Origin of the sequence: Novosphingopyxis sp., from assembly GCF_965218915.1 — a bacterium.
Classification (GTDB): Bacteria; Pseudomonadota; Alphaproteobacteria; order Sphingomonadales; family Sphingomonadaceae; genus Novosphingopyxis.
In genome coordinates this window covers 940,232-960,140 of the sequence record NZ_OZ244708.1, presented here as the reverse complement: position 1 = coordinate 960,140, position 19,909 = coordinate 940,232, and the positions used below count along the sequence as shown (strand labels likewise).

Genomic DNA, 19,909 nt, shown 5'->3' with positions numbered 1-19,909 from the left:
CGGCATTTTCGCATGGCGCGGGCGGGATCATTACCCGGATCGCGCAAGGGCCGCGATGCTACGCATCGGACCCGCAAAATAGATACACACCTCACGCACGGGTGCATGGCGCATTTCTGCGGGTTTTCGAGGGTGCGATCCGCACTCTCCTATGATGCGCGGCAACAGGATTGGCGGTTTTCGACCATTTCCCGAGGGTGCGCTGCGCACTCTCATTGTCATACAACACGCGCCGCAAGGCTTATCCTGCACATCAAGATTTTCCCTATTCCTTTTGCTCGCTGGCCTCAGCATCGAGCACCGCATCGAGCATCGCCTGCTCGCGCACCAGCTTGGCCCCTGGATGGGTGGCGGCATGGATCTCGGCCAGCTTGAGCACGGAGACGCGGGTGTAGATCTGGGTCGTCTCCAGGCTCTCATGGCCAAGCAATGCCTGGATAAACCGGATATCGGCTCCGCCCTCCAGCATCAGCGTGGCGGCGGTATGGCGCAGCAGATGGCACGAGCCGGGCTTGCCGATCCCTGCTGACTGGATATAGCCGCGCACCTTCTCCGACAGCCGCTTGGGATCGAGTGCATTGCCCTGGCGGCTGAGGAACAGATGATGCGGATCGCGGCCCGCGACCAGACCGGGGCGCGCCTGGTCGCGGTAGGCCGCAAGCCACACCTTCGCGCGCTCGCCCAGCGGCACCACCCGGTCCTTGTTGCCCTTGCCCTTGCGCACGATCAGCGCGCTGCGCGGATAGTCCACATCGTGCACCCTCAGCCCGGTCAGCTCGCTGCGGCGGATCGCGGTGGCATAAAGCACTTCGAGCATCGCCCTATCGCGTAGGCCCAGCGCGGTGGCACTATCGGGCTGACCCATCACCGCCTCGGCCTCATCGGCAGTGAGCACCAGCGCGGGCAGGCGCTTTTCGGGGCGGGGCAGGTCCAGCTCGGAGGCCGGATTGGAGAGGATATGATTCTCGCGGGTCAGCCATTTGAACCAGGCGCGCAGCGGGATCATCCGCTGCGCCTGCGTCCGGAACGAGAGCGGCTCGCCATTGCTCTTGCGGTGGTAATAGAGATGGCGCTGGTAGCGCTCCAGGATCGGGCGCGTCACTTCATGCGGCCGCTCCAGCCCCCGCTCGGCGCACCACAGGATGAACACGCTCAGCCCGTGCCGCCGGTCGGTGATCGTCGCACCGGAGTAATTGCGCACCGCAAGGTGGGAGAGGAACCGCTCCATATGGCAAGCAAGACTGTCGGGATCGTGACGGCCCGGAAGCTCTGGCAGCTTGCGCCGGGGCATTTACGCGTATGACCGGCGCGCGCTGGACCCATCCCGCGATGCGCTTTCGGGAGCATCGGATGCGTCAGGCGTGTGGAACGGCAGGATTGCGCCGTTTTCGGTGGATTCGCCGCTCCGATCATGGCCCGACCGGCCCCCGACAGCGCCCCGACCGGGGGCCGACCGCTCGGCCTCCACCCCCGACCGGTCTGCATCATACCTGTCCTGAGCACCGTCGAAGGGGGCCTGCTTTCTCAGCCGCTCGACGTCGATCAGCCCCATCACGAACGGGGTGGGCCGGTCGGCATTCTCGCCATCCCCGCCGCCATCTTTCACGCCTTCGCCGTCCCACAGCAGCTCGTAGACGAACCGCGGACCCTCGCGCCGCACCAGCACATATTCGAGGGTGCCCAAGCGGCTGAGATGAAGTTTGAGCTGGGTATCGCCCCACGCCGTCGCCTCGCGCACCTCGCGCCGGGTAAAGCGGATATCGCGCGGGGCTATCCCTTCGGCGCTCGCCCGCGCGCTTACATGGCGGCGCAGCAGATGCAGCAACCGCCGTGTCTGCGGCGGCAGTTCGTCGAGCGTGGTCCCCAGCACCGCATGGGCCAGCGTGTTCGCCGCCGCGATATCATCCAGCGTGGCCTCGATATAGTCGAGCGGTTCCATCCCAGGCCGCTCCAGCGTGCGCACCGGCCTCTGATGCTGGTGCAACAGCGTGATCGCCCGGATCAGCCCGAGATATTTGCGGTGATCGCGCCGGGTGCGGGTCTTGTCGTCGAGGAACGTCAGATGCTCGGCATAGGGGTTGACCACCTTGACCGGCTTCAAGAGCCGCTGGGCGTTGTGATGCAGTGTGCGGATCGCCGATGCCCGCTCGCCCGCTGCCAGCCCCTCCAGCGTCTCCTCGTAGCGCTGGCGGGCATGGATCGCTCTTGTCTGGTCGCGGCTTTCATCGACGCTCAAGACCAGGCAGCGATTGGCCAGCTCCTCGTCGAGATCGATCGCGGTGGTGGTCAGCATCAAGGCCACCGGCCCCTCGACCGTGTAATCCTGCGTCACCAGACGGCCCGTGGCCGGGTCTTTGCCGGTGGAGGCGATGGTCAGCGTCCCCTGGCTCTGCAAGAGTTTGAGCGCATAGGAGGCGTGGCGCACGCCTTCCTCCTCGGCGATGGCCAGCGTCTTGTGTTTAAGGTCTGCTTCGCCGAGGTAAAACAGGCTCTGCCCGGTCATCGCCGAGTAGCTCACCCGTTCCTCTTCCGGTACCAGGTCCAGCACCGCATCCATCAGCGCGCTTTTGCCCGCCGCGCTGGTCGACTGGATCAGCACCGCCAGCGGTCGCTCCAGTTTGCGGCTCAAGGCGGCAAGATAGGTGGTGAGCGCATTCTCCGCCTCGCCGACCACGCCGCAGGCGGCGATGTCCCCGGCGATCCGGTCCATGAGGCCGGGCGCGCGCAGCCAGGTCAGCGCCTCGGCCTCGTCCTGCGCGCTGATCACCGGGCCGGAGGCCTGCGGCGCGCCGCCCCGCAGCAACTCCTCCTGCACGCCCTCGAGCGCCAGCAGCACCTGGCCGATATCGCGCTTGATCGCATCGGCGGGCAGACCCAGTTCGCTGGCAGCTTCCGCCACGAACGCGCCGCGCGCCTTGGCTGAGAGCAGGTCCAGGCCGTCCACATGGAACGCCTCTGCGCGCCGGACCATAAGATTGATCTTCATCGCCTCGGCCGACGCATTGCGCGCCAAGCCCCGCGCGCGCCACAGCCTATCGCCAAGCCGGATCGTCACCTCCTGCTCGCCGATCTCGGGCGCTACCGCTGGCGGCGCGGCGGGCGGGATCGGACCTGCATGGCTGGGTTCGGGGATGGTGTCGGGAGAGGACAGGGTTTCTTCATCGGCGGGCGACGGTTCGGGAGGCGGGGTTTCCTCTTTAGCAGCTAAGAGAGGATCGGATTCAGTGGGCGGTGCCGGATCGGATTGCTCTATCACCATACGCGGGGCGCGCTCGGTCCCGGCCATCCACTCCGCCGCGCGCAGCAATGCGCCCAGACTCTTCGCCGCCGGCGTCACGCTCACCGCATAGGCGTTCGCATCCATCCCCTTGGGGAAGTTTACCCGGTAGACCGCCATGCCTTTCCCTGCGAGTGTCTCCGCCGCTGCTGTCGCACCCTTATCGCCCGCGCCGTCGCGGTCATAGGCGATCAGCACGCGTTTGATCTTGTGGCTGGTCAGCGCGGCGACGATCTCATCGGTCAGCCCGCCTGCACCCCACGCAGTCGTGACATTGCGGTATCCGGCACACCAGAACGTCAGCGCATCAAGCGCGGCTTCGGCCAGGATCATTTCTTCGGATGCCGCGAACGCAGGCAGATTGAGCACCCCCTTATGCGGCCCCGGCAGATAGAGATGATCGGGGGTGCCCTTCCTGAGATTGTCCCTGATCTTGCGGCCATAGAGATTGACCACCCGGCCATTCCCGTTGCGGATCGGCACCACCAGACTGCCGCGCAGATGTTCGTGGCCGCTGTCGCGCAGCACGCCTAACCGCTGCAACTGGCTTCTGATCTCGGCTCCCGCCTTGCGGTTCGCCGCTGGCATCCGGTAGCCCAGCGTCCGGTCGGCAAAGCCCAGGGAGAACGCGTCGATCAGTTCAGGATGCGCGAGGCCGCGTTTGGCGAGATAGGCCAGCGCATCGGGATTGGCGCGCAGCGAGCGGGTGTAATAATCCGCCACCTTGCCCAGCAGCGCCGCGTCTTCGGCGACCGAGAACGTCTCCAGCTTCGGCACGGTCGAGCGCACGGCCTGCGGCGCATCGGGATCGGGCGTGTAATCATCGCGCAGCAGCTCCACCGCATGGCGGAAGCTCACGCCTTCGCGCTTCATCACCCAGCTGATCGGATCGCCGCCCGCATCGCAGCCGAAGCAATGCCACAGGTTTTTTGCCACCGTCACCACCAGCGAAGGGGTCGCATCATCGTGGAACGGGCAGCACCCCACCCTATCGCCCCCGCGCTTCGCCAGCTCCACCCCCGCCGACTCGACCAGGCGCACCAGGCTGACCTCGGTCTTGATCCGCTCGATCTCGTCATCCGCGATTCGCGCCATGTTTCCCGCCTTCCGCCAAAACCCTGTCAAGCGCAAAGTGCGCTTTCAACTCGACAATATTTATAACAATATGTTATAGAGTCAAGTTCGGCAGCTAAAACAGGGGATATGCTCATGCACCGCTTCACCAACAGGATTGCAAAGCCCGCCATGAGTCCCGACGAACAGCCCTACTTTCACGCGCTCGGCCAGCGCATCGCCAAGGCCCGCACCGCCGCCGATCTGACACAGGTTCAGCTCGCAGATGCGCTCGGCATCTCGCAGCCCCAGCTCGCCTTCTACGAGGTCGGCAAGCGCCGCGTGCCCGTCTCGCTGCTCCCCGGTCTTGCGCGCGTGCTCGATACGCCGGTCGAGTTGCTGATCGGTGAGGACGGCGCAGCCGACGCTTCCGCCGTCCCGCCGCGCCGCACCAAGCGCGGACCGCCTTCCAGGCTCGAACGCCAACTCGATGCCGTCGCCCAGCTTCCCAAAGCACGCCAGAAGTTCGTCAGCGACATGCTCGATACCGTGCTCGCACAGCATCACGGACAGGAGGCCGCACCCGCCGTCTGATCCTCTCTCAGCCGCTCATAAACGGCACATCAGCGCGAACATAGATCAGGGGCCGGGACCACTCCCGCAGCCCCATGGCGGAGCCTTTTGGCAGCTCTATAGACAGTCAAGGCAAGAAGCATTTTCCGGCTGCAGCCCACTTCCGCGCAGCCACCCACCTGCAGCGGACTGCAGTGCCAAGCCGCTGATCTCGCTCACGAACACCTGACCTGCGCAAAAGCTGCAGCGGGCTGCAGGTAACGCACCGACCGCTTAACTGCCTGTTATAAAACGCACACCACGCTGCAGCCTCCCACGGTTCCACCGTGTACGGTGTACCGGTTTCTGTCCCCATATGCGAAGGGCCGATCCGGCATCTGAGCCCAGCCGAACAACGAGGGGATTAAGTAGAAATGGCCTAGGAATAGCAGCCGATCTATGAAGCAGGCGAGACAGATACATCTGTAAGGATTGTGGGTCCGCAGATATGCTCGACGCATATGCCGTCGCGCCCGCACCCTTCTGCATCCAAGTTTCCGGTGACCACCACCTTTTGATCAACCAAAGCCTCGTAACTCTGCCTCTGACTGTCGGTCAACAAGAGTCCAATGCATTCCTTCCGGTCACTGGAGAACAGATTGTAGAACCCACTATTTGTCTTCAGGAGACCACGTAGGGTTAGCGATTTGCCGTCATTTTCAACTCGCCCCTCAATCGCAGAATACACATCATCTCGACCATCTGTGACACAAGATGAAAGCGTAACGCCAACCATAATTACCATCAATATAGTTTTTGTAATTCTCATCTTGATCCTCGCTGGAGCCTATTCAGCTGCTGCCTTACGACTCGCATTTCTCTCGCGCTCGGATTTCCTGAAATAACTCTCGCACGGAATTGACCTTGTGATCTTTCAATGACGATGACGGAGCCACTGTTAATAATGTAGTTGGGACGGCCAGCATTAACCTGGACATGATCGCCGATCCTGCGATTCTCGTAGCCCGGTGTAATGTTTGGCTTGTTTCCCAAGTCCGGATGAGAGTGACCAACAGCATCTGGGTTTCCAATAGCAGTCGCGCGACCTTGGGTCGTTTCGCCGCCCTCGGTCGTTTTTGTGCTTAATGGCGTGAAGGCCACCTCCGAACCGGTTTGATCAAATTGGGCAATGTTCTCATTGGGACCCGCGTCGTTCGCAATGCTCGACATATTCTGGCGAGCAGATGTATCAATCTCGGGGGTGCTCACAGTGGTGGCCGTCCCGTCCTTCTTCTCATTGTAGCTTGAAGCGTCCACGCACTGGCCCCCCAATCCAGCCTGATCGCCACTTCCCGCATCGCTGCAACCCTGCATCCCCGTCGGATCCCTCCCATTGATGGGATCGTTTGCGACATAGGCATAGAGGTTCACCTGGTCCTCGTAGCCTATGGGATCGGTCTGGAGGAACCGGCCGAGCGCGGCGGAGTAGAACCGGGCTTTGTAATAATACAGCCCGAGCTCGCGGATCATGAGCTGCCCGGTATACTGGAACCGCCCGCTATTCTCATATTTGGGGACGCCGTAATCGTCATAGGCGTTGATCGCGATGCCATTGCCCAAGCTGTCGGCGATCGCCACGATCGAGCCCTGACGATCGGCGCGCAGCTGGCGAAGGTTCGATGCAGCGGTGCCCGCGCCCTCATACCAGACCAGCGGCTCGTCCACCCCGGGCCCATGGACATAGCGCCGCTGAAGCGTGCCCGCCGCGTCATATTCGGCCACCAGCGCATCGCCGTCGTAGAGCAGCCGCTGCGTGCCCTGCAGCCCCGCGATCTGCCACAGCCGCCCCAAGGGATCGTAAGTCAGCTGCGCGCCGACCGTACCGTTCGCCGCGCCGCTTCCCGATACCAGCCGGTTCTCCACGTCGTAGAGATAGCTCGTATCGCCGTCCGAGGTCAGATTGCCGTTGAGGTCATAGCCATAGCTGCGCCCGCTCACCGAGCTGTATTGGTTCAGCCCGTTCACCGCATAAGACCGGTCCGCATCCATCTTGGGGAACGCATAGGCATCGTTGCTGCGCGTCTGCTGGATGAGCTGCGTTGCCGGGTTATAGCCATAGCTCCAGCTCATATCGGCCGCAGTGCCCGCCAGCCCGTGCGCCAGCGAGGACAGCCGCCCGGCCACGTCATAGCCATAGGTCGTGCCGATGCCCGTGCCGAGCGAGGCGCGGCTGCCGCGATTGTTGTAACCAACCGTTGCGATGGTGGTCGAACCCTGCGCCGCGATCGAGGTCGCCCGGTCCAGGCCGTCATAGCCATAGGTAAAATATTTGCCGTCCGGATGGGTGATCCGGATACGGCCCCCATCCTTGTCATACAGATGGCTCAGCGTACGGCTTTGCCCGCCCATGGTGATCGTGTTCGAGGCGACCCGGCCGAACCCGTCATAGACCGTGCTCACCCCTTCGCCGCTAACGCTGTCGAACCGCGCATAGGTCTGCAGACCGCGCAGGTCATAGCCGTAGAACACATCGCGCGTCTGCGCGGCGGTCAATCCCGAACGCGGCGGCACCACCTTTTTGATCATCCGGTTCAGCGCATCATATTGATAGCTCAGCGTCGATCCGTCACGCTTCCTCAGGCTCGTCCGGTTGCCGTTTGCGTCATAGCCATATTGCTCGTAGTCGGTGGTGCTGACCGCCCCGACGCTCGTCTTGTGTGGGAAGTTCCATTTCACCTGACGATCGAACCCGTCATAGGTCATGCTCGCCTTGTTGCCATTGGCATCGACAACGCTCCTGCGCTGGCCGTTGAGCGTATACTCATAGCTCGCATAGGCCTGCTCCAGCGGCGTGCCCACCGCCTTGCGGACCTGCAGCAGCTGCCCGGCCGCATCGTAGATATTTTTCGTGATCCGGTCCGGCCCCTGCGAACCCTCCACGCCCAGCGTGCAGGCGCTCGCCGGAAGACTGGTAAAGCGCGCCGGGTTCATCCGCACCGCGGTGCATTCCATGAGGCCCTGATCGTTATAGCTATATTGCGTCGCCGAGACCGCCACGTTGTTCGAGCCCTTGACGATCTCCACACGCTTGCTGCTCATCACATCATAGCTCGTCTCGACATAGGACAGCAGCGTGAACTCGGTGGGACCCAACGGCCAGGCCGATGGCGCAATCGTCTCCGCCTTCCACGTCACCAACTCGCCCGTCTCCACCTTGATCGGCCGCCCCGCAGCATCATAGGTCGTGCGCGTCGCCGCATATTTGAGCGGACCAGACCCATCCGGATCCGGCGCGATCGTTCCCGTCACGCGCCCCATCGCATCGTAACGCATCGCGCTCGTATAAGGCGAGGGCGAGGCTTGCGCATGCACAGGCGCGCCCGCCAGCGGCAGTGACAGAACCGCCGCGCCCAGTGCCAATCCCGTCAGACGATGCACCATCCCGTGTCTCCCCCCGGCACCGCTCACGGACAGCTCGCCAGATTGGCGTTCGGCGACGTCTCGCTGATCTTGCGACCATATAAGTCATAGCCATAACAGGTCCGCAGCGTCTGCCCGTCCGCCGTCACCGCCATGCCGCGGAGCAGCAGATTATTGGGTCCGCCGTCCGGACCATAATCATAGCTCGTCACCACCTCGTCAGCGCTTCCGCCAGCGCAGCCATTGCCTATCGTCTCGGTCGACACGCAGGTACGGGTCGCGCTCAAAATCCAAACCGGGGAGGAGGCAGGCGCATACCCCCCTGAACTGTTTTTTAGCCAGGCAGTTCGCTGGACGTACGTCGATCGCGTCACCGGACTGACGCCGTTACCATCTGCCGGTCCAGATTCGATGAGTACGCCGCCATGCGTGGTATCGTACGTGAAGCTCGTCACCGCGCCGCGCGCGTCCTTCACCGAAGTCGGTTTATTACATGTAACGATGTTGGAGCACGTAGACGGATAGGCAGCGGCCGTCGTGAGGTTGACAAGGGGCGACCCGGGCTTGGGCTTGGTGACGCTCGAGATAATGTTGCCCCTTGCATCCTTCGTAACATACACCGAGTTCGCTTCAGGATAGATTATCTGGTTGAGGTCGCCGGATTCGTAGGCGTAGGTGCTTGACGCATCGTAGATAAACCGGGACTTACTGCCCAAGGGATCGGTCAGCGAAGCTAGGTTCGCGGCGGAGTCGGTGACCGCGACCGTGGTCCCGGGAACACCGCTCTCCGTGACCGTTGTCGTCACTTCGACGAAAGGCCGGTAATCGGGGTCGGTCACCCACGGCCATTGCGGGCAACTGTCCGGGGAATAAGCATAGCTGTACCTTCGTCCCGCCCCGTCAGTTTGGCTGGTAACGGCATCGTGAAGATGTATGTTGGGTTGCTTGTAAGGATTGTGGGGATCTTCCGGACAATTGCTATAAGTATTCTGAATACGGCAGAGCGACTCACCTGGATCTTTGATGCAGTTCACATGATCGTTGGCGGCATACTGATAATAGCGCGTCGCTCCAGCCTTGGTAGCGCTAGTCATCAAGTTCCAGCTCGTCACATACGTTCCCGGCGAATAGGTATAGGTGACCGCCTGCGCTCCGGCCGGACACGCTGAGGTCGGCGTGATGTAAGTCTGCGCCCGATTGACCGCGCAGGCCTTACCTGCCCCTTCGAAGAGAATCGCCCAGCCCCGATTGCTGAAGACGCTTTTGATAGTGCCCGTGGTACCGCTCGAATAGGTAAAGTCCATTCTTGTGCCATCGGGCTTGGTCCAGCTTACCGCGCGCGCCGCGGCGCCCGGCGCGAAGGCGATGACCGAACCATCGGCGCCTGTGTAGCGATAGTAGTTCGTGCTGTCGCCAATCAGTTCGAGCTTGGAGCCAGCAGGGGTCAACGGCGCATAGGTACCCGCCCTGACCCCGCCGCAACTGGTGGACTGCGGCGGATTTGAGCCGGTAAAAACAAACCCGACTGCGGCCGCTCCACCAACTATGTTATAAACACAGCGCCCGTAATAATTTGGCGGCTGCAGGACCTCCGGCTCTTGTGGCAGGGGTTGGACGGAAATATAGATGTTGAAAGAGTGGGTCCAGCCAACCGCGGCGTTGAACGGATCCGACTGACCATCCGAGGCGCTGTTGTAGCTACGCACAAGCGTGAGCCCGTTCGCCTCGTCGCCGATCGTCAAATCCTCTTCCTCGAAGACAAAGCCGCCCCCACGATAACTCACGCCCGTAGGAGAGCGGGCGTCGTGGCGTGGAGGCGGGGAAAGCTGACCATAAGCTGGTAGTGACGCCGTTTGACACAGGAACACCAACGTGAGCGCGCGGACTATGCATGTTTGCGCCTTGTTAGCCCGTGCGGAACGCAATTGTCTGGCGGAAACACTGAGCCGTAATTCCATAGAGACGTGCAGATCCACAATGGATTTAGAACTTGATCGCCTCAGCATTGCCATCCCCTCCACTCTATTCTTTCGTTTCAGGCACCACCACTTATTCACACGGCACTCGCTGACCGTTTTCCCAGCAAATCACCGGGGGCGGCGGCGGAGGTGGTGGAGGCGGCGGAGGTGGTGGAGCCGGGGGCGGCGGCGGAGTAGTTCCTCCGCCACAATTCGCGACAGCTCCAGTCTTGCTAGCTTTGAAAACTTTCCGGTTGCCAGCGGCATCATAGCATAGTGAAGCGGCGCTTCCATTGCTCACACCGCCCGAAACCGTCGTCATGGTCAACCGGCCAAGCGCATCATAGACATAGATGACGGTGTCACTGGACAGCGCAGCCGAAGGTACTGCAACTAGCGAGCAAGCGGAAATCGAGTACAAGAGCGCAGCGCGATGGTTCCGCATAATTCGTCCCCCGAGAATCAGGCCATTCAATGGTCTTGATTATCAAACGTCTGTGGCTCTTTTCGTTCTGTTGTCAATCCAAATTTGGAGAGCCAATTTTGAACGATATTAGCCGGGCCTCCGCTACAAACATGGGGCCAATGATGGCAATAAACGAACGAATTCACAATTCGAGCGACATGGGTCCCAAAAGACTTTGGCGGAAATCAACGGTTGGCAAAAAGCTGGCCGAAGTGCATCATCGATCTGCCGCCCGGGAGGATACATGGTCGCAATCAAAGCAACACTGCGCTGCTTCATGCTATTGGCTATTCTGTGCGCGTCGTCCGCAACTCCGCCGCCCAATTAGGCGATCCCGCCGGCTCCGGGGTCATCTTTTCCGCAGCCTCCTGGCTTCAGGACAGCGGCCATTACAGCATCGACAGCACCACTGTTCGTGCCCACGTCTCCGTAGCGGGCGGAAAAAGAGAGATCGTCGAAGAGATCTGGGCCGCTCGCGGGTCGGGTTCACTAGTAAGCTTCACTGTCTTGTTGATGCCCGATGGCGACCGTTCGCCTTCCATTTGACGGTCGGCGAAGCGGCAGTGCAAAGCCTATGACACCTTGTGCGATGGTAACGCGATCTTTTATTCAGGCAATTAAGATTTGTGTTTTTAGATTTTGACTCGGGCAGGAGCCAATTTTAACCACGCGTGGGGCATGGCAGCGATTAACATCTTGCCGGATCAGCTATTAGGCTCGGCTTTCAACGTACCGGCACCGATGCTCCTGCATACGGATCGTACGGAGCCAACTCAGTGGCCTGCGGAGAGACGGTTGCCGCAGGACGGTAGTCGGCGGCGATCGCCTCTCGCCCACCCTCACGCTGCGCCAGCCCAGCGAGCCCCTGTGCGATGCTGGCCGCGCCGAACAGGATAAAACATCCCGCGAGCAGCTGCGTCCCGCGGCGGATCGAGACGCTGCCCTGCAGCATCATGAACCCCAGCCAGGCGACCGCGATGACCGCGATGCTGGTCGCCAGCGAGCCAAGCAGCAGGCGCTGCACCCACAAAGCGGCCTCGACGACCGCGTTGCTGCCGGACGGATCGAACAGGCTCGGCTGCATCAGTCGGCGCTCCGTCCGGCCAGTTGATCGCCCAGCATCACAGCTTCGACGAAGCGCTTGCCGCTGCGCCGCCCGAGCTGGACGAAGATGTCGATCGTGCTGCGGATATAATGCGCCACATCCTGCCGGCTGAGCCGCGCGCCCGATTGCATCACCAGCAGTGCCATCTGCTCGACCGCCAGACGCGGACTGTCGGCATGGATGGTGGTCATCGATCCGGGATGGCCGCTGTTGATCGCGCGCAAAAAGGTGAAAGCTTCGGGCCCGCGAATCTCGCCAAGCAAGATGCGGTCCGGTCGCATCCGCAGCGCGGCGTTCAGCAGCGCCTCGGCGCTGACATCGGCTTCCGACAGCATGCTGCGCGCTGCGATCAGGCCGATCATGTTGGCGTGACTCTGGGTCAGCTCGGGCGCGTCTTCGATTGTGATCAGCCGTTCTTCGGTTGGTATTTCCTTGAGCAGCGCGTTCAGGAAGGTCGTCTTGCCCGAGGATGTGCCGCCCGCGATGAGAATGTTTTTGCGAGCGCGGACCGCCTGGCGCAGCAATTCGGCATAGGCGCCTTCGCGGTGCAGGTCGCGCAGCGATTGCGTGACGGCGCTCGTTTCCCCGGTCTCCCGGCTAACGCTTTCGAACGCGCCGCCTTCCTCATAATCGCCGAGCGTCATGCCCCGCGCGAGATGCTTGCGGATGGCGATGGCGACGGGGCCGCGTGTCGCTGGCGGGAACACGATTTGCACCCGCGATCCATCGGGCAAGCTGGCCGACAGGATCGGGTGGGCGCGGCTGATGCCCTGATGTGCGATCGCGGCGATCTGTCGGGACAACCGTTCGAGCGCGACTTCGCCGAGCCGTGCATCCTCTAAGCGCTCAAGCGCACCACCCAGCGTTTCGATCCAATATTCGCCCGGCCGATTGATATAGATGTCGGTAACATCGGGCCGTGTCAAAATGTCCGCGAGCGGCGCCAGATAGCTGGTGAGATAGACCGGCTCGTTGGCGGCCACCTTGCTCATCGGCCATTCTCCACCGCGGTAAAGTCGAGATCGCGAGCGACGAACACGCTGACGCGCGCACCGGGTTTCACCTTCAAGGTAGGCGGGATGTCTCGCGCCAGCGTGTCGCCGGCGGCGGCGCGTGCGCTTCCCGGCACGGCAACGATGACCGAACCGTCGCTGATGCTACGCGAAGCCACGTTTGTTCCGATGTCCAGGATCGATTGCAGGATCGCACCGCCGAACCGTGCGAAGAAATGGCTGTTGACGCTGCCCCTCACTCCAGCACGGCCGAGCGGATCCGCGGACGGAGAGTCGAGCGCGATGGTCGCACCGTCCGGGCGCACCAACCGAGTCCACTGGATCAGTGCGCGGTTCTGACCCGGTTGGACATCCGCCTGATAATCACCGAACAACCGGCTGCCGCGCGGGATCAACACGTTCTTGCCGTCGAACCCGCGCACGTTGCGTGAAACAAGCGCGCGTGCCTGGCCGGCCCGGGTGGAATCGAGCGCGGTTTCGAGCACGGCGGGGATCAGCGTGCCCTGCGGCACGGTGGTGGTGGGATTCTGGAGGGGTCCTGCGCGTGCCCGATCGAAGACATCGACCGGCCGGCGGTCCGACGCGGGGTCTCCGCCGACCGGAGACGGATTAGCTGATCTGCTGCTGGCGCCTTCGCCGAACACCATTACCGGACTGTTCGAGACGCGGGGCGGTGGCTCGGGCAGTAAGTTGGTCGGTGGCGATCCGCTCTGGAAATCTTCGTAAACCTGGCGCGGTGCTGGCTCCGGCGGCGGTGAATAGCTTGGCGCAAGCTCCGCTGGGGGTTCGGATATCGTGCGTTCGAAACGCGGTGGGATACGCTGAAATGCCGGTGGCTCGTCGAGCGGCGGAACGAATAGACCAGGCGGCGCCTGCGACGGCAGGATCAGGTCCGACGGAGCCGGACGCGTCGGTGGCGCCGTCAGCGCGCGGCGGCGGGCATCGAGCGCGTTGAACAGGAGAAGCGCGGCAACGAGCGCGGCGATACCGAACAGCACAATCGGCATGCGGGAGGAACGCTCCGCGACTTCGGGCCGCACATCCCGGTCGCGCACCACATCGCTTTCATGAGCCGGGCGCTCGATGCCGGTCACGAGCGATCTCGCTCGGGAGGCCGCGTCGCCACTGCCCTGTCCCTGCCGATGCGGAAGACGAGCTTGTCGAACAATCGGTCGATGACATAGGCGTCGCCGCGCACGTAGCCATCGGCGAGCACCTCCTCGCCGGTGTCGTCGATCGCGAACACAGCGGGCTGGAGCTGGTCTTCGGCCCAGCGGATATAGACGCGGGTGCCGTCGTCGGCGACTTCGACCGGACGAATCGCGCGGTCCCCGCCCAGCTTCCAACCGATTAGCGGGGCGTGATCGATCGGATCGGCATTTTCGACCGGATCGAGGCCGTCCTCGCCATAGCGAAATTGCAGCGCAAACGGCGAATTGCGCCCATCGCCCGATCCAGGTAGCAGCTCGAACATATAGCTGCGCACGTCGGTGATCACGGTCATGTTGCTCGATATGCCGCCCTGGACCGGCTTGATGAACAGATGATCACCGCGCGCCGTCGCGCTGACCAGCCAGATGTCGCTCGCGCCCACGGCGATATTCTGGATATGCTCGGTCGGAGCAAAGCTGACCGTGAGCTGATAGCCGGGGCTGACCATCAGGCGCACGATCTCGTCGGGATCGTAATTCACCACCTGCAGGCGCGGATCGCCACCGTCGGAATAGGGCTGGGTCTGCGCGAGCGCCGGCGGCGTGCAGCAAAGCGTCATCATCAGGGCGAACAGGCGGCTCATGGCGGTGGCGGCGCGGCCCCGTCGCCGACGATGCGTTCATCGCCCTCCAAGCGCTCCAACGGCGTCGCCGGGCGCGCCTCCTGCACCGCCGGAAGCGCCTCGGCATCCTTGCGGTAGCGCGTCACCTGAAAGCCGAGCGGATTCAGCATACGGTCCTCCACGCTCATCGGTTCGCCCGAATAGCGCCAGCGCACCACTGCTGCGTAAGGCTGGCGCACCTCGCCGCCGCCATTGGGGGCGGTCCGCAATGTGTCGAAGCGCACCAGCGAGACATTGTCGCCAAGCGATGACACGCTTTTAACCTCGGTGTCGATTACCGTGCGGCGCGGATAGCGGGTCAGCGGGCTATTCGGATTGCCCGCCTGCATATCCGCGATGTAGCCCGATCGCGCGCCATCGGCCGACCAGAGCGCAACCTTGCGGTAATCCTGCTGCACCGTGTCGATCGCGAAGCTTTCGCGTGCGATGACATATTGCGCCAGAAAGCTGCGCGTCAGCGCGGCGTCGGGCGTGACCAGATTGCCGTCGACGGGGGTGAGCGCCTCGACATAGCCGGTCTGCTTGTCGACCAGCAGCGTATAGGGCTCGACCGCCTTCAGTGGTGTCAGCGCAACCAGTGCGATTGCTTCCAGCACGGCAATGAAGCCGGCCCCGCCCGCGATCCACCAGGCGAGGCGGCGCGAGCGGCGGATACCGGCGGCGCGATCCTCGGCCCAGCTCCCCGCATCGCGGAAATACTCGTCCAGATCATCTTCGGCTTCGATCGGCCCCTCCCTCATGGTCCACGGTCCCGCGCGTTGCCCGCCCGTGTGGATCGCCGCATGGTGCGCTTGTAGCTTTGCCCGAGTGGGACGGCGGTTGCCATCATCTTGTCATCGCTCGCGCCCCGGTCAGCGGCGGGAAGCGCAAGGGGCCGGGCCTGGTATGCGCCGCGACCACCGCCGATGGATGCGCCCACCCATTCGGCGCGCTGGATCGATTCGATCCCCTCGGCGATGCGCTGGGCGCGCTGCGATCCCGCAAGCGCGGGCAGGCCTGTGGGCTGAGGCCTGGCGGACGCCGGTGAGCGGGACCGGTCCTTGCCAGCTGTCTCGCTTGGCGACGAAGCCCGCGCGACCCATTGCCGCACGGCGAAGCGCGTAAGAAAGGCGAGCAGCAGCAGCGAGGCCAGCGAAAAGGCCAGCGTCAGTGCGAGCAATTCGGTCGGGGCGCTGGGAGTGGCGATGTCCGACGCGCGCTGGCGCAGCGCGCTGGTAAGCCAGGGTTCTAGCACGGCAAGCTCGACCGAGAGCAGCACCGCGAACCCGGTCGAGGCGAGCATGATGCCGAACAGCGCGCTGAGCCAGCCTAGAAACAGGCTGCGGGTCGCCTCGAACAGCAGCAGCCCGGCGAAAAGGGGCCCAAGCGCCAGCAACAGTCCGGCAGCGATTCTGAGCATGATCAGCGGGACCAGCGTTCCGGCAAGGAAGGACAGCCGCGCTGTGCCCCAGCCCAGATCGTCGCTCACCGCGATCTCCTGAAAGGCTTCGTCCGGCCGCTGGCCCTGCTGCACCGGCACCGCGCCCGCAGTGAAGCGGCCCGAGCCGATCCGCGTGAGCGCCAGGATCGCATCGTCGACCCCCTGCAGACGCGCGACCATACTTTCAGTGCTGGCGGTCCCGGTGCCCGACAGCAGGGCGGCGCTGATATCGGCGGGCGCCTCCAGCACGACATCGTAGAACAGGGTTCGATAGGCCGGCCAACTGCCCAGCAGCGTCAGCACCACCCCGATTTCCAGCGCGGCGACTACCACATCGCTCAGCCCCAGACGGTCCCCCAGGATCAGCCGGATACCCAGGATCGCGATGAACAGGGTCAAAAGGCTGGTGACCGCAATGGAAAAGGCCGATCCGGGGGCGGCCAGCGACTGGAAGCCATAGCTGCCAATCGTGGCGGCCTGGCAATCGATATGCTCGATGCTGCGGCTGAGGAATCCCTGGCCGGTGGTGACCGCGCCGCACGGCATTATACGCGCTCCATCAACGGGGCCATCCAGTCGGCGGGGTCGTCGCCGGTCGCGGCACGCACATCGTCGAAAATGCGCATGATGCCTTCGCGGCCCGACAGGATGGTGAGCAGCTCCGCCTCGCCGCTCAGATCGAGCCGCGCGACCACGCTGTCCTGGCCGTGCTTGATCAGGAAACAATGCGCGCTGTCGGGCAATGTGCGGACGAGATCATATTCATGGGCCGTCAGGCCGAAGCCGTCGACATAATCCTGGGCACGCGCCTTGGGGTTGATCATGAATATCTGCGTGCCGGCCTGCTCGATGATCGCGCTCGATATCTTGCTGTCCAGCGCATCCTCGGCGCTCTGCGTGGCGAAGCCGACAATGCCATTGCGCTTGCGGATGGTCTTTTCCCAGTCCTTGATCCGCCGCACGAACACCTCGTCGTCGAGCGCCTTCCAGCCCTCGTCGACGACGATGATCGCGGGCGATCCGTCGAGCCGTTCCTCGACACGGTGGAACAAATAGAACATCGCCGGGGTGCGTGCGGTGGGATCGTCGAGGATCGCGGTCATGTCGAAGCCCACGGTGCGCGCGCTCAGATCGGTGCGGTCGTCTTCATTGTCAAACAGCCAGGCGCGTTCGCCCTGTCCCCACCAGGGTTGCAGCCGTGCGTAGAGATCGCCCGCTTGAGGACGCGCGCTCCCACGGAACAGCTCGGCGAGATGGCACAGGCGGCGGTGCTCGGGCGGTTGATCGTAATTCGCGTCGACCGCATCCTTGATCCGCGCGGTCTCGCCGATATCCGCGCCGCCCGCCAGCATACCCAGCCAGTCGATCAGAAACTGCCGGTTGCCGGGTGTATCGGGCAGCTGCAACGGATTGAGATGCGCGGGCTCGTCGGGACGGAGCCGGTCGTAGCGCCCGCCGATGGCGCGCACGAACAATTCCGCGCCGCGATCCTTGTCGAAGAAGACGATGCGCGGATCGAACTTGCGCGCCTGCGCGAGCAGGAAGTTCAGCACCACCGTCTTGCCCGAGCCCGAGGGGCCGATGACGGTGAAATTGCCCAGATCGCCGTGGTGGAAGTTGAAGAAATAGGGCCCCGCCGCGGTGGTTTCGAGCAGCGCCACGGCGTCGCCCCAGTGATTGCCGCGCGCCTTGCCGACGGGAAAATTATGCATGCTGGCGAGGCTGGAGAAATTGCGCGTCGAAACCAAGCCGCGCCGCGCAATATATTTGAAATTGCCGGGAAACTGCGCCCAGAAGGCGGGCTCCAGTGCAATATCCTCGCGCGCGGCGATGATTCCCATATCTCCCAGCTGCGCGATTACCTCGGCGACACTGTCGTCGAGTGCGGCCAGTGTGTCGGCGCGCAGTGCGATCGTGGTGTGATGCTCGCCAAAGCCTGCGCGCCCCGCCGCCACATCGTCCTTGGCCTGCGCCAGTTCGTCGCGCAGCGTCAGCGCCTCGTCCTCCGCCGAGCGCATGCGCCGCAGCGACAGGTTCATGCGCGACAGCGCAGCGCCGCGCTCGACGAAGCCGAAGCTTTGCGACACCGTCATCTCGATCGGCAGCCGGTAGAGCTCGTCGAACATGCCGGGCGAGGTGATGCCGGGATAATCCTTGATCGACACCATGGCGACGAACTGGCGCGGCGTAGCGCCCGCCTGGCCCAGCTCGATCGCCTCCTGACCGAAGCTGATCCGGCGACAGGCGAGATAGTTGCCGATATCCTCATGCGGCAGCGCAACGGGGCGCATGTCGCCATTCAGGAGGCAGGACAGGAACTCCAGCGGCTCGGAACAATAGCCGTTCGGCGTGTCGTAAATGCCCAGCACCTGCGGTCCATATTGACCGAGCGAGGCGACCAGCGCGTCACGCGCATTGCTGAGCGCGCGCAATTCTTGCGCCGCGGCGGCCCCGCGCTCGCGGCCAGCATCGGATACCAGCCCGCGCAGCCGGTCGGCGACGCCGATGCGGCCCTGCAGCGGGCGGCGCACGAGCGTCAGAAACAGCTCGTTGACATAGAGCTGGCGCGAGGCGAGCCGGTCGCTCCATTTCGCGTCGAGTTCCCTGGAGAAGCTGTCTTTGTAATCCGCATCCAGCGCGAAGTCGGCGCGGCGGCGCACGACATGATGGTAAAGCGCGAACCGCGACGAGCCGACCGCGCGCAGCATCGCATCGCGCAGTTCGGCGCGGTAGTTCAGTTCGTCGGTATCGGCGGTTTCAAACAATAGTCCGCGTAGCCTGATCGTCTGCATCAGCAGGCCGTCGCGGGTCTCGATCGTCTGCCGATCGACATGCCGCGCATAAGGGAGATGCGCGCCGACCGGCTTTTCGCGCGCGATGACCTTGGGGTCGCGGCTCAGGGTCGGTAGGAGTTGCATCGCCAGATCGCATGGTTGCGCACGCGCGGGCAGCGGCTGACCTTGGCGATCCACAGATCGAAGATGCGCGGCTCGCGCAGGCACATGATCACGCCGATGCCGTGGATGAGCAGCGCAATCGCCAACACCCAGAGCGACTTGAAGATCAGAAATAATTCGGCCGCCAGCACGCCGTTAATGACGAAGAAGCTGTAGGTGACGCCAGCGAACATTTGCGGACGCGTCAGCGCGACGAACAGCGTGTCACGGCGAATGTCGGGCATGGCGGATCAGTTCGCCGATTGCGCGGTGGACTGGATCCCGCCGACGATGCTCGCCGCGCCGAACAGCACGAAACAGCCCAGAATCACCACCGCGCCGTGCCGCCAGTTTATGCGCCCGGTCAGCATCCCGAAACCCACCGCCGCCACCGCGATCACCGCGACGATGGTGGCAAGCGTGCCGAGCAAGGTTCCCTGCAGCCACGATGCGGCGGACACGACGACGCCCGAGCCGGCGGGATCACCGAGTTGGGCTGCGGATGCGGCGGCGCCAATCGGCAAAAGAGCTAGTATGATGGCCACTGCGGACCGAACGATTGACCGTCTATACATGAAACTCCCCGCAGTCGGATAAACTCCGACTCGATGATGCACCGACATCGCGACTTTGCCAACAATAGATTGCGCCAAGCAGTCTGACCGCTTCCATCGCCGGGAGTCCTAGAACAGGCGGAGCCTATGTCGATAGCCGTGACGACCTTAGACGAGAACTGAGCAAAAAAAATGGTGTTTACGAACGGGACTATTTAGTTAACTGTCTTTGAAGGTCGCTCATGCCGATAGATATCTACAATGACTGAAAACATGGTTCGACCAGATAGCCAATAAATCTGAGCATACACGCGCTCGGCA

15 protein-coding genes are annotated in these 19,909 nt (G+C 63.2%); 2 read left to right on the top strand and 13 right to left on the bottom strand.

The genetic code is table 11. The features are described from left to right. Window positions 1-265: 265 nt before the first annotated feature. The gene (gene xerC / locus ACOQPC_RS04470) at window positions 266-1,291 is read right to left on the bottom strand and encodes a site-specific tyrosine recombinase XerC (protein ID WP_420607461.1); all 1,026 of its coding nucleotides are present in this window, start codon (window positions 1,289-1,291) and stop codon (window positions 266-268) included. Next, window positions 1,292-4,372 carry a CHC2 zinc finger domain-containing protein gene (locus tag ACOQPC_RS04465; protein WP_420607460.1) on the bottom strand — a complete coding sequence of 1,027 codons (3,081 nt, stop codon included), beginning with the start codon at window positions 4,370-4,372 and terminating at the stop codon, window positions 1,292-1,294. A 150-nt stretch (window positions 4,373-4,522) separates the two neighbouring features. Between ACOQPC_RS04465 and ACOQPC_RS04460 the strand changes: the two genes are divergently transcribed. Continuing rightward, a complete protein-coding gene (locus ACOQPC_RS04460) occupies window positions 4,523-4,924 on the top strand; it encodes a helix-turn-helix domain-containing protein (protein ID WP_420607459.1) in 402 nt (133 codons plus the stop codon). 783 nt (window positions 4,925-5,707) lie between these two features. Here ACOQPC_RS04460 and ACOQPC_RS04455 read toward each other — a convergent pair. Both ACOQPC_RS04455 and ACOQPC_RS04450 read right to left on the bottom strand, forming a co-directional pair. Continuing rightward, on the bottom strand, window positions 5,708-8,323 hold the full coding sequence (locus ACOQPC_RS04455) for an RHS repeat-associated core domain-containing protein (RefSeq protein ID WP_420607458.1): 2,616 nt from the start codon (window positions 8,321-8,323) through the stop codon (window positions 5,708-5,710). 23 nt (window positions 8,324-8,346) lie between these two features. After that, a complete protein-coding gene (locus tag ACOQPC_RS04450; protein WP_420607457.1) occupies window positions 8,347-10,044 on the bottom strand; it encodes a hypothetical protein in 1,698 nt (565 codons plus the stop codon). A gap of 874 nt (window positions 10,045-10,918) precedes the next feature. On the opposite strand from ACOQPC_RS04450, the gene ACOQPC_RS04445 reads away from it, so the two are divergent. Further along, window positions 10,919-11,272, top strand: coding sequence for a hypothetical protein (locus ACOQPC_RS04445; RefSeq protein ID WP_420607456.1), 354 nt, complete (start codon window positions 10,919-10,921; stop codon window positions 11,270-11,272). Window positions 11,273-11,450: 178 nt separating this feature from the next. Here ACOQPC_RS04445 and ACOQPC_RS04440 read toward each other — a convergent pair whose 3' ends face one another. Genes ACOQPC_RS04440 through ACOQPC_RS04400 form a run of 9 tightly spaced genes read right to left on the bottom strand, consistent with a single transcriptional unit; the run spans window position 11,451 to window position 19,609 of the window. Continuing rightward, window positions 11,451-11,810, bottom strand: coding sequence for a TrbC/VirB2 family protein (locus tag ACOQPC_RS04440; protein WP_420607455.1), 360 nt, complete (start codon window positions 11,808-11,810; stop codon window positions 11,451-11,453). Then, window positions 11,810-12,823 carry a P-type DNA transfer ATPase VirB11 gene (gene virB11, locus ACOQPC_RS04435; RefSeq protein WP_420607454.1) on the bottom strand — a complete coding sequence of 338 codons (1,014 nt, stop codon included), beginning with the start codon at window positions 12,821-12,823 and terminating at the stop codon, window positions 11,810-11,812. Before virB11 ends, ACOQPC_RS04440 begins: the two co-directional genes overlap by 1 nt. Further along, the gene (locus ACOQPC_RS04430) at window positions 12,820-13,938 is read right to left on the bottom strand and encodes a TrbI/VirB10 family protein (RefSeq protein WP_420607453.1); all 1,119 of its coding nucleotides are present in this window, start codon (window positions 13,936-13,938) and stop codon (window positions 12,820-12,822) included. The genes virB11 and ACOQPC_RS04430 overlap by 4 nt, the downstream gene beginning before the upstream one ends. Then, window positions 13,935-14,639 carry a TrbG/VirB9 family P-type conjugative transfer protein gene (locus ACOQPC_RS04425; protein WP_420607452.1) on the bottom strand — a complete coding sequence of 235 codons (705 nt, stop codon included), beginning with the start codon at window positions 14,637-14,639 and terminating at the stop codon, window positions 13,935-13,937. Before ACOQPC_RS04425 ends, ACOQPC_RS04430 begins: the two co-directional genes overlap by 4 nt. Beyond that, a complete protein-coding gene (locus ACOQPC_RS04420) occupies window positions 14,636-15,418 on the bottom strand; it encodes a virB8 family protein (RefSeq protein ID WP_420607451.1) in 783 nt (260 codons plus the stop codon). The genes ACOQPC_RS04425 and ACOQPC_RS04420 overlap by 4 nt, the downstream gene beginning before the upstream one ends. Continuing rightward, window positions 15,415-16,644: a type IV secretion system protein gene (locus ACOQPC_RS04415; protein ID WP_420606746.1), complete on the bottom strand. Its 1,230-nt coding sequence runs from the start codon at window positions 16,642-16,644 to the stop codon at window positions 15,415-15,417. Before ACOQPC_RS04415 ends, ACOQPC_RS04420 begins: the two co-directional genes overlap by 4 nt. Then, window positions 16,644-19,016: a VirB4 family type IV secretion/conjugal transfer ATPase gene (locus ACOQPC_RS04410; RefSeq protein ID WP_420607450.1), complete on the bottom strand. Its 2,373-nt coding sequence runs from the start codon at window positions 19,014-19,016 to the stop codon at window positions 16,644-16,646. Before ACOQPC_RS04410 ends, ACOQPC_RS04415 begins: the two co-directional genes overlap by 1 nt. Then, window positions 18,995-19,279 (bottom strand): type IV secretion system protein VirB3, encoded by a 285-nt coding sequence (locus ACOQPC_RS04405; RefSeq protein WP_420607449.1) that lies wholly within the window; start codon window positions 19,277-19,279, stop codon window positions 18,995-18,997. Before ACOQPC_RS04405 ends, ACOQPC_RS04410 begins: the two co-directional genes overlap by 22 nt. A gap of 6 nt (window positions 19,280-19,285) precedes the next feature. Continuing rightward, window positions 19,286-19,609 (bottom strand): TrbC/VirB2 family protein, encoded by a 324-nt coding sequence (locus ACOQPC_RS04400; RefSeq protein WP_420607448.1) that lies wholly within the window; start codon window positions 19,607-19,609, stop codon window positions 19,286-19,288. Window positions 19,610-19,909: the final 300 nt, after the last annotated feature.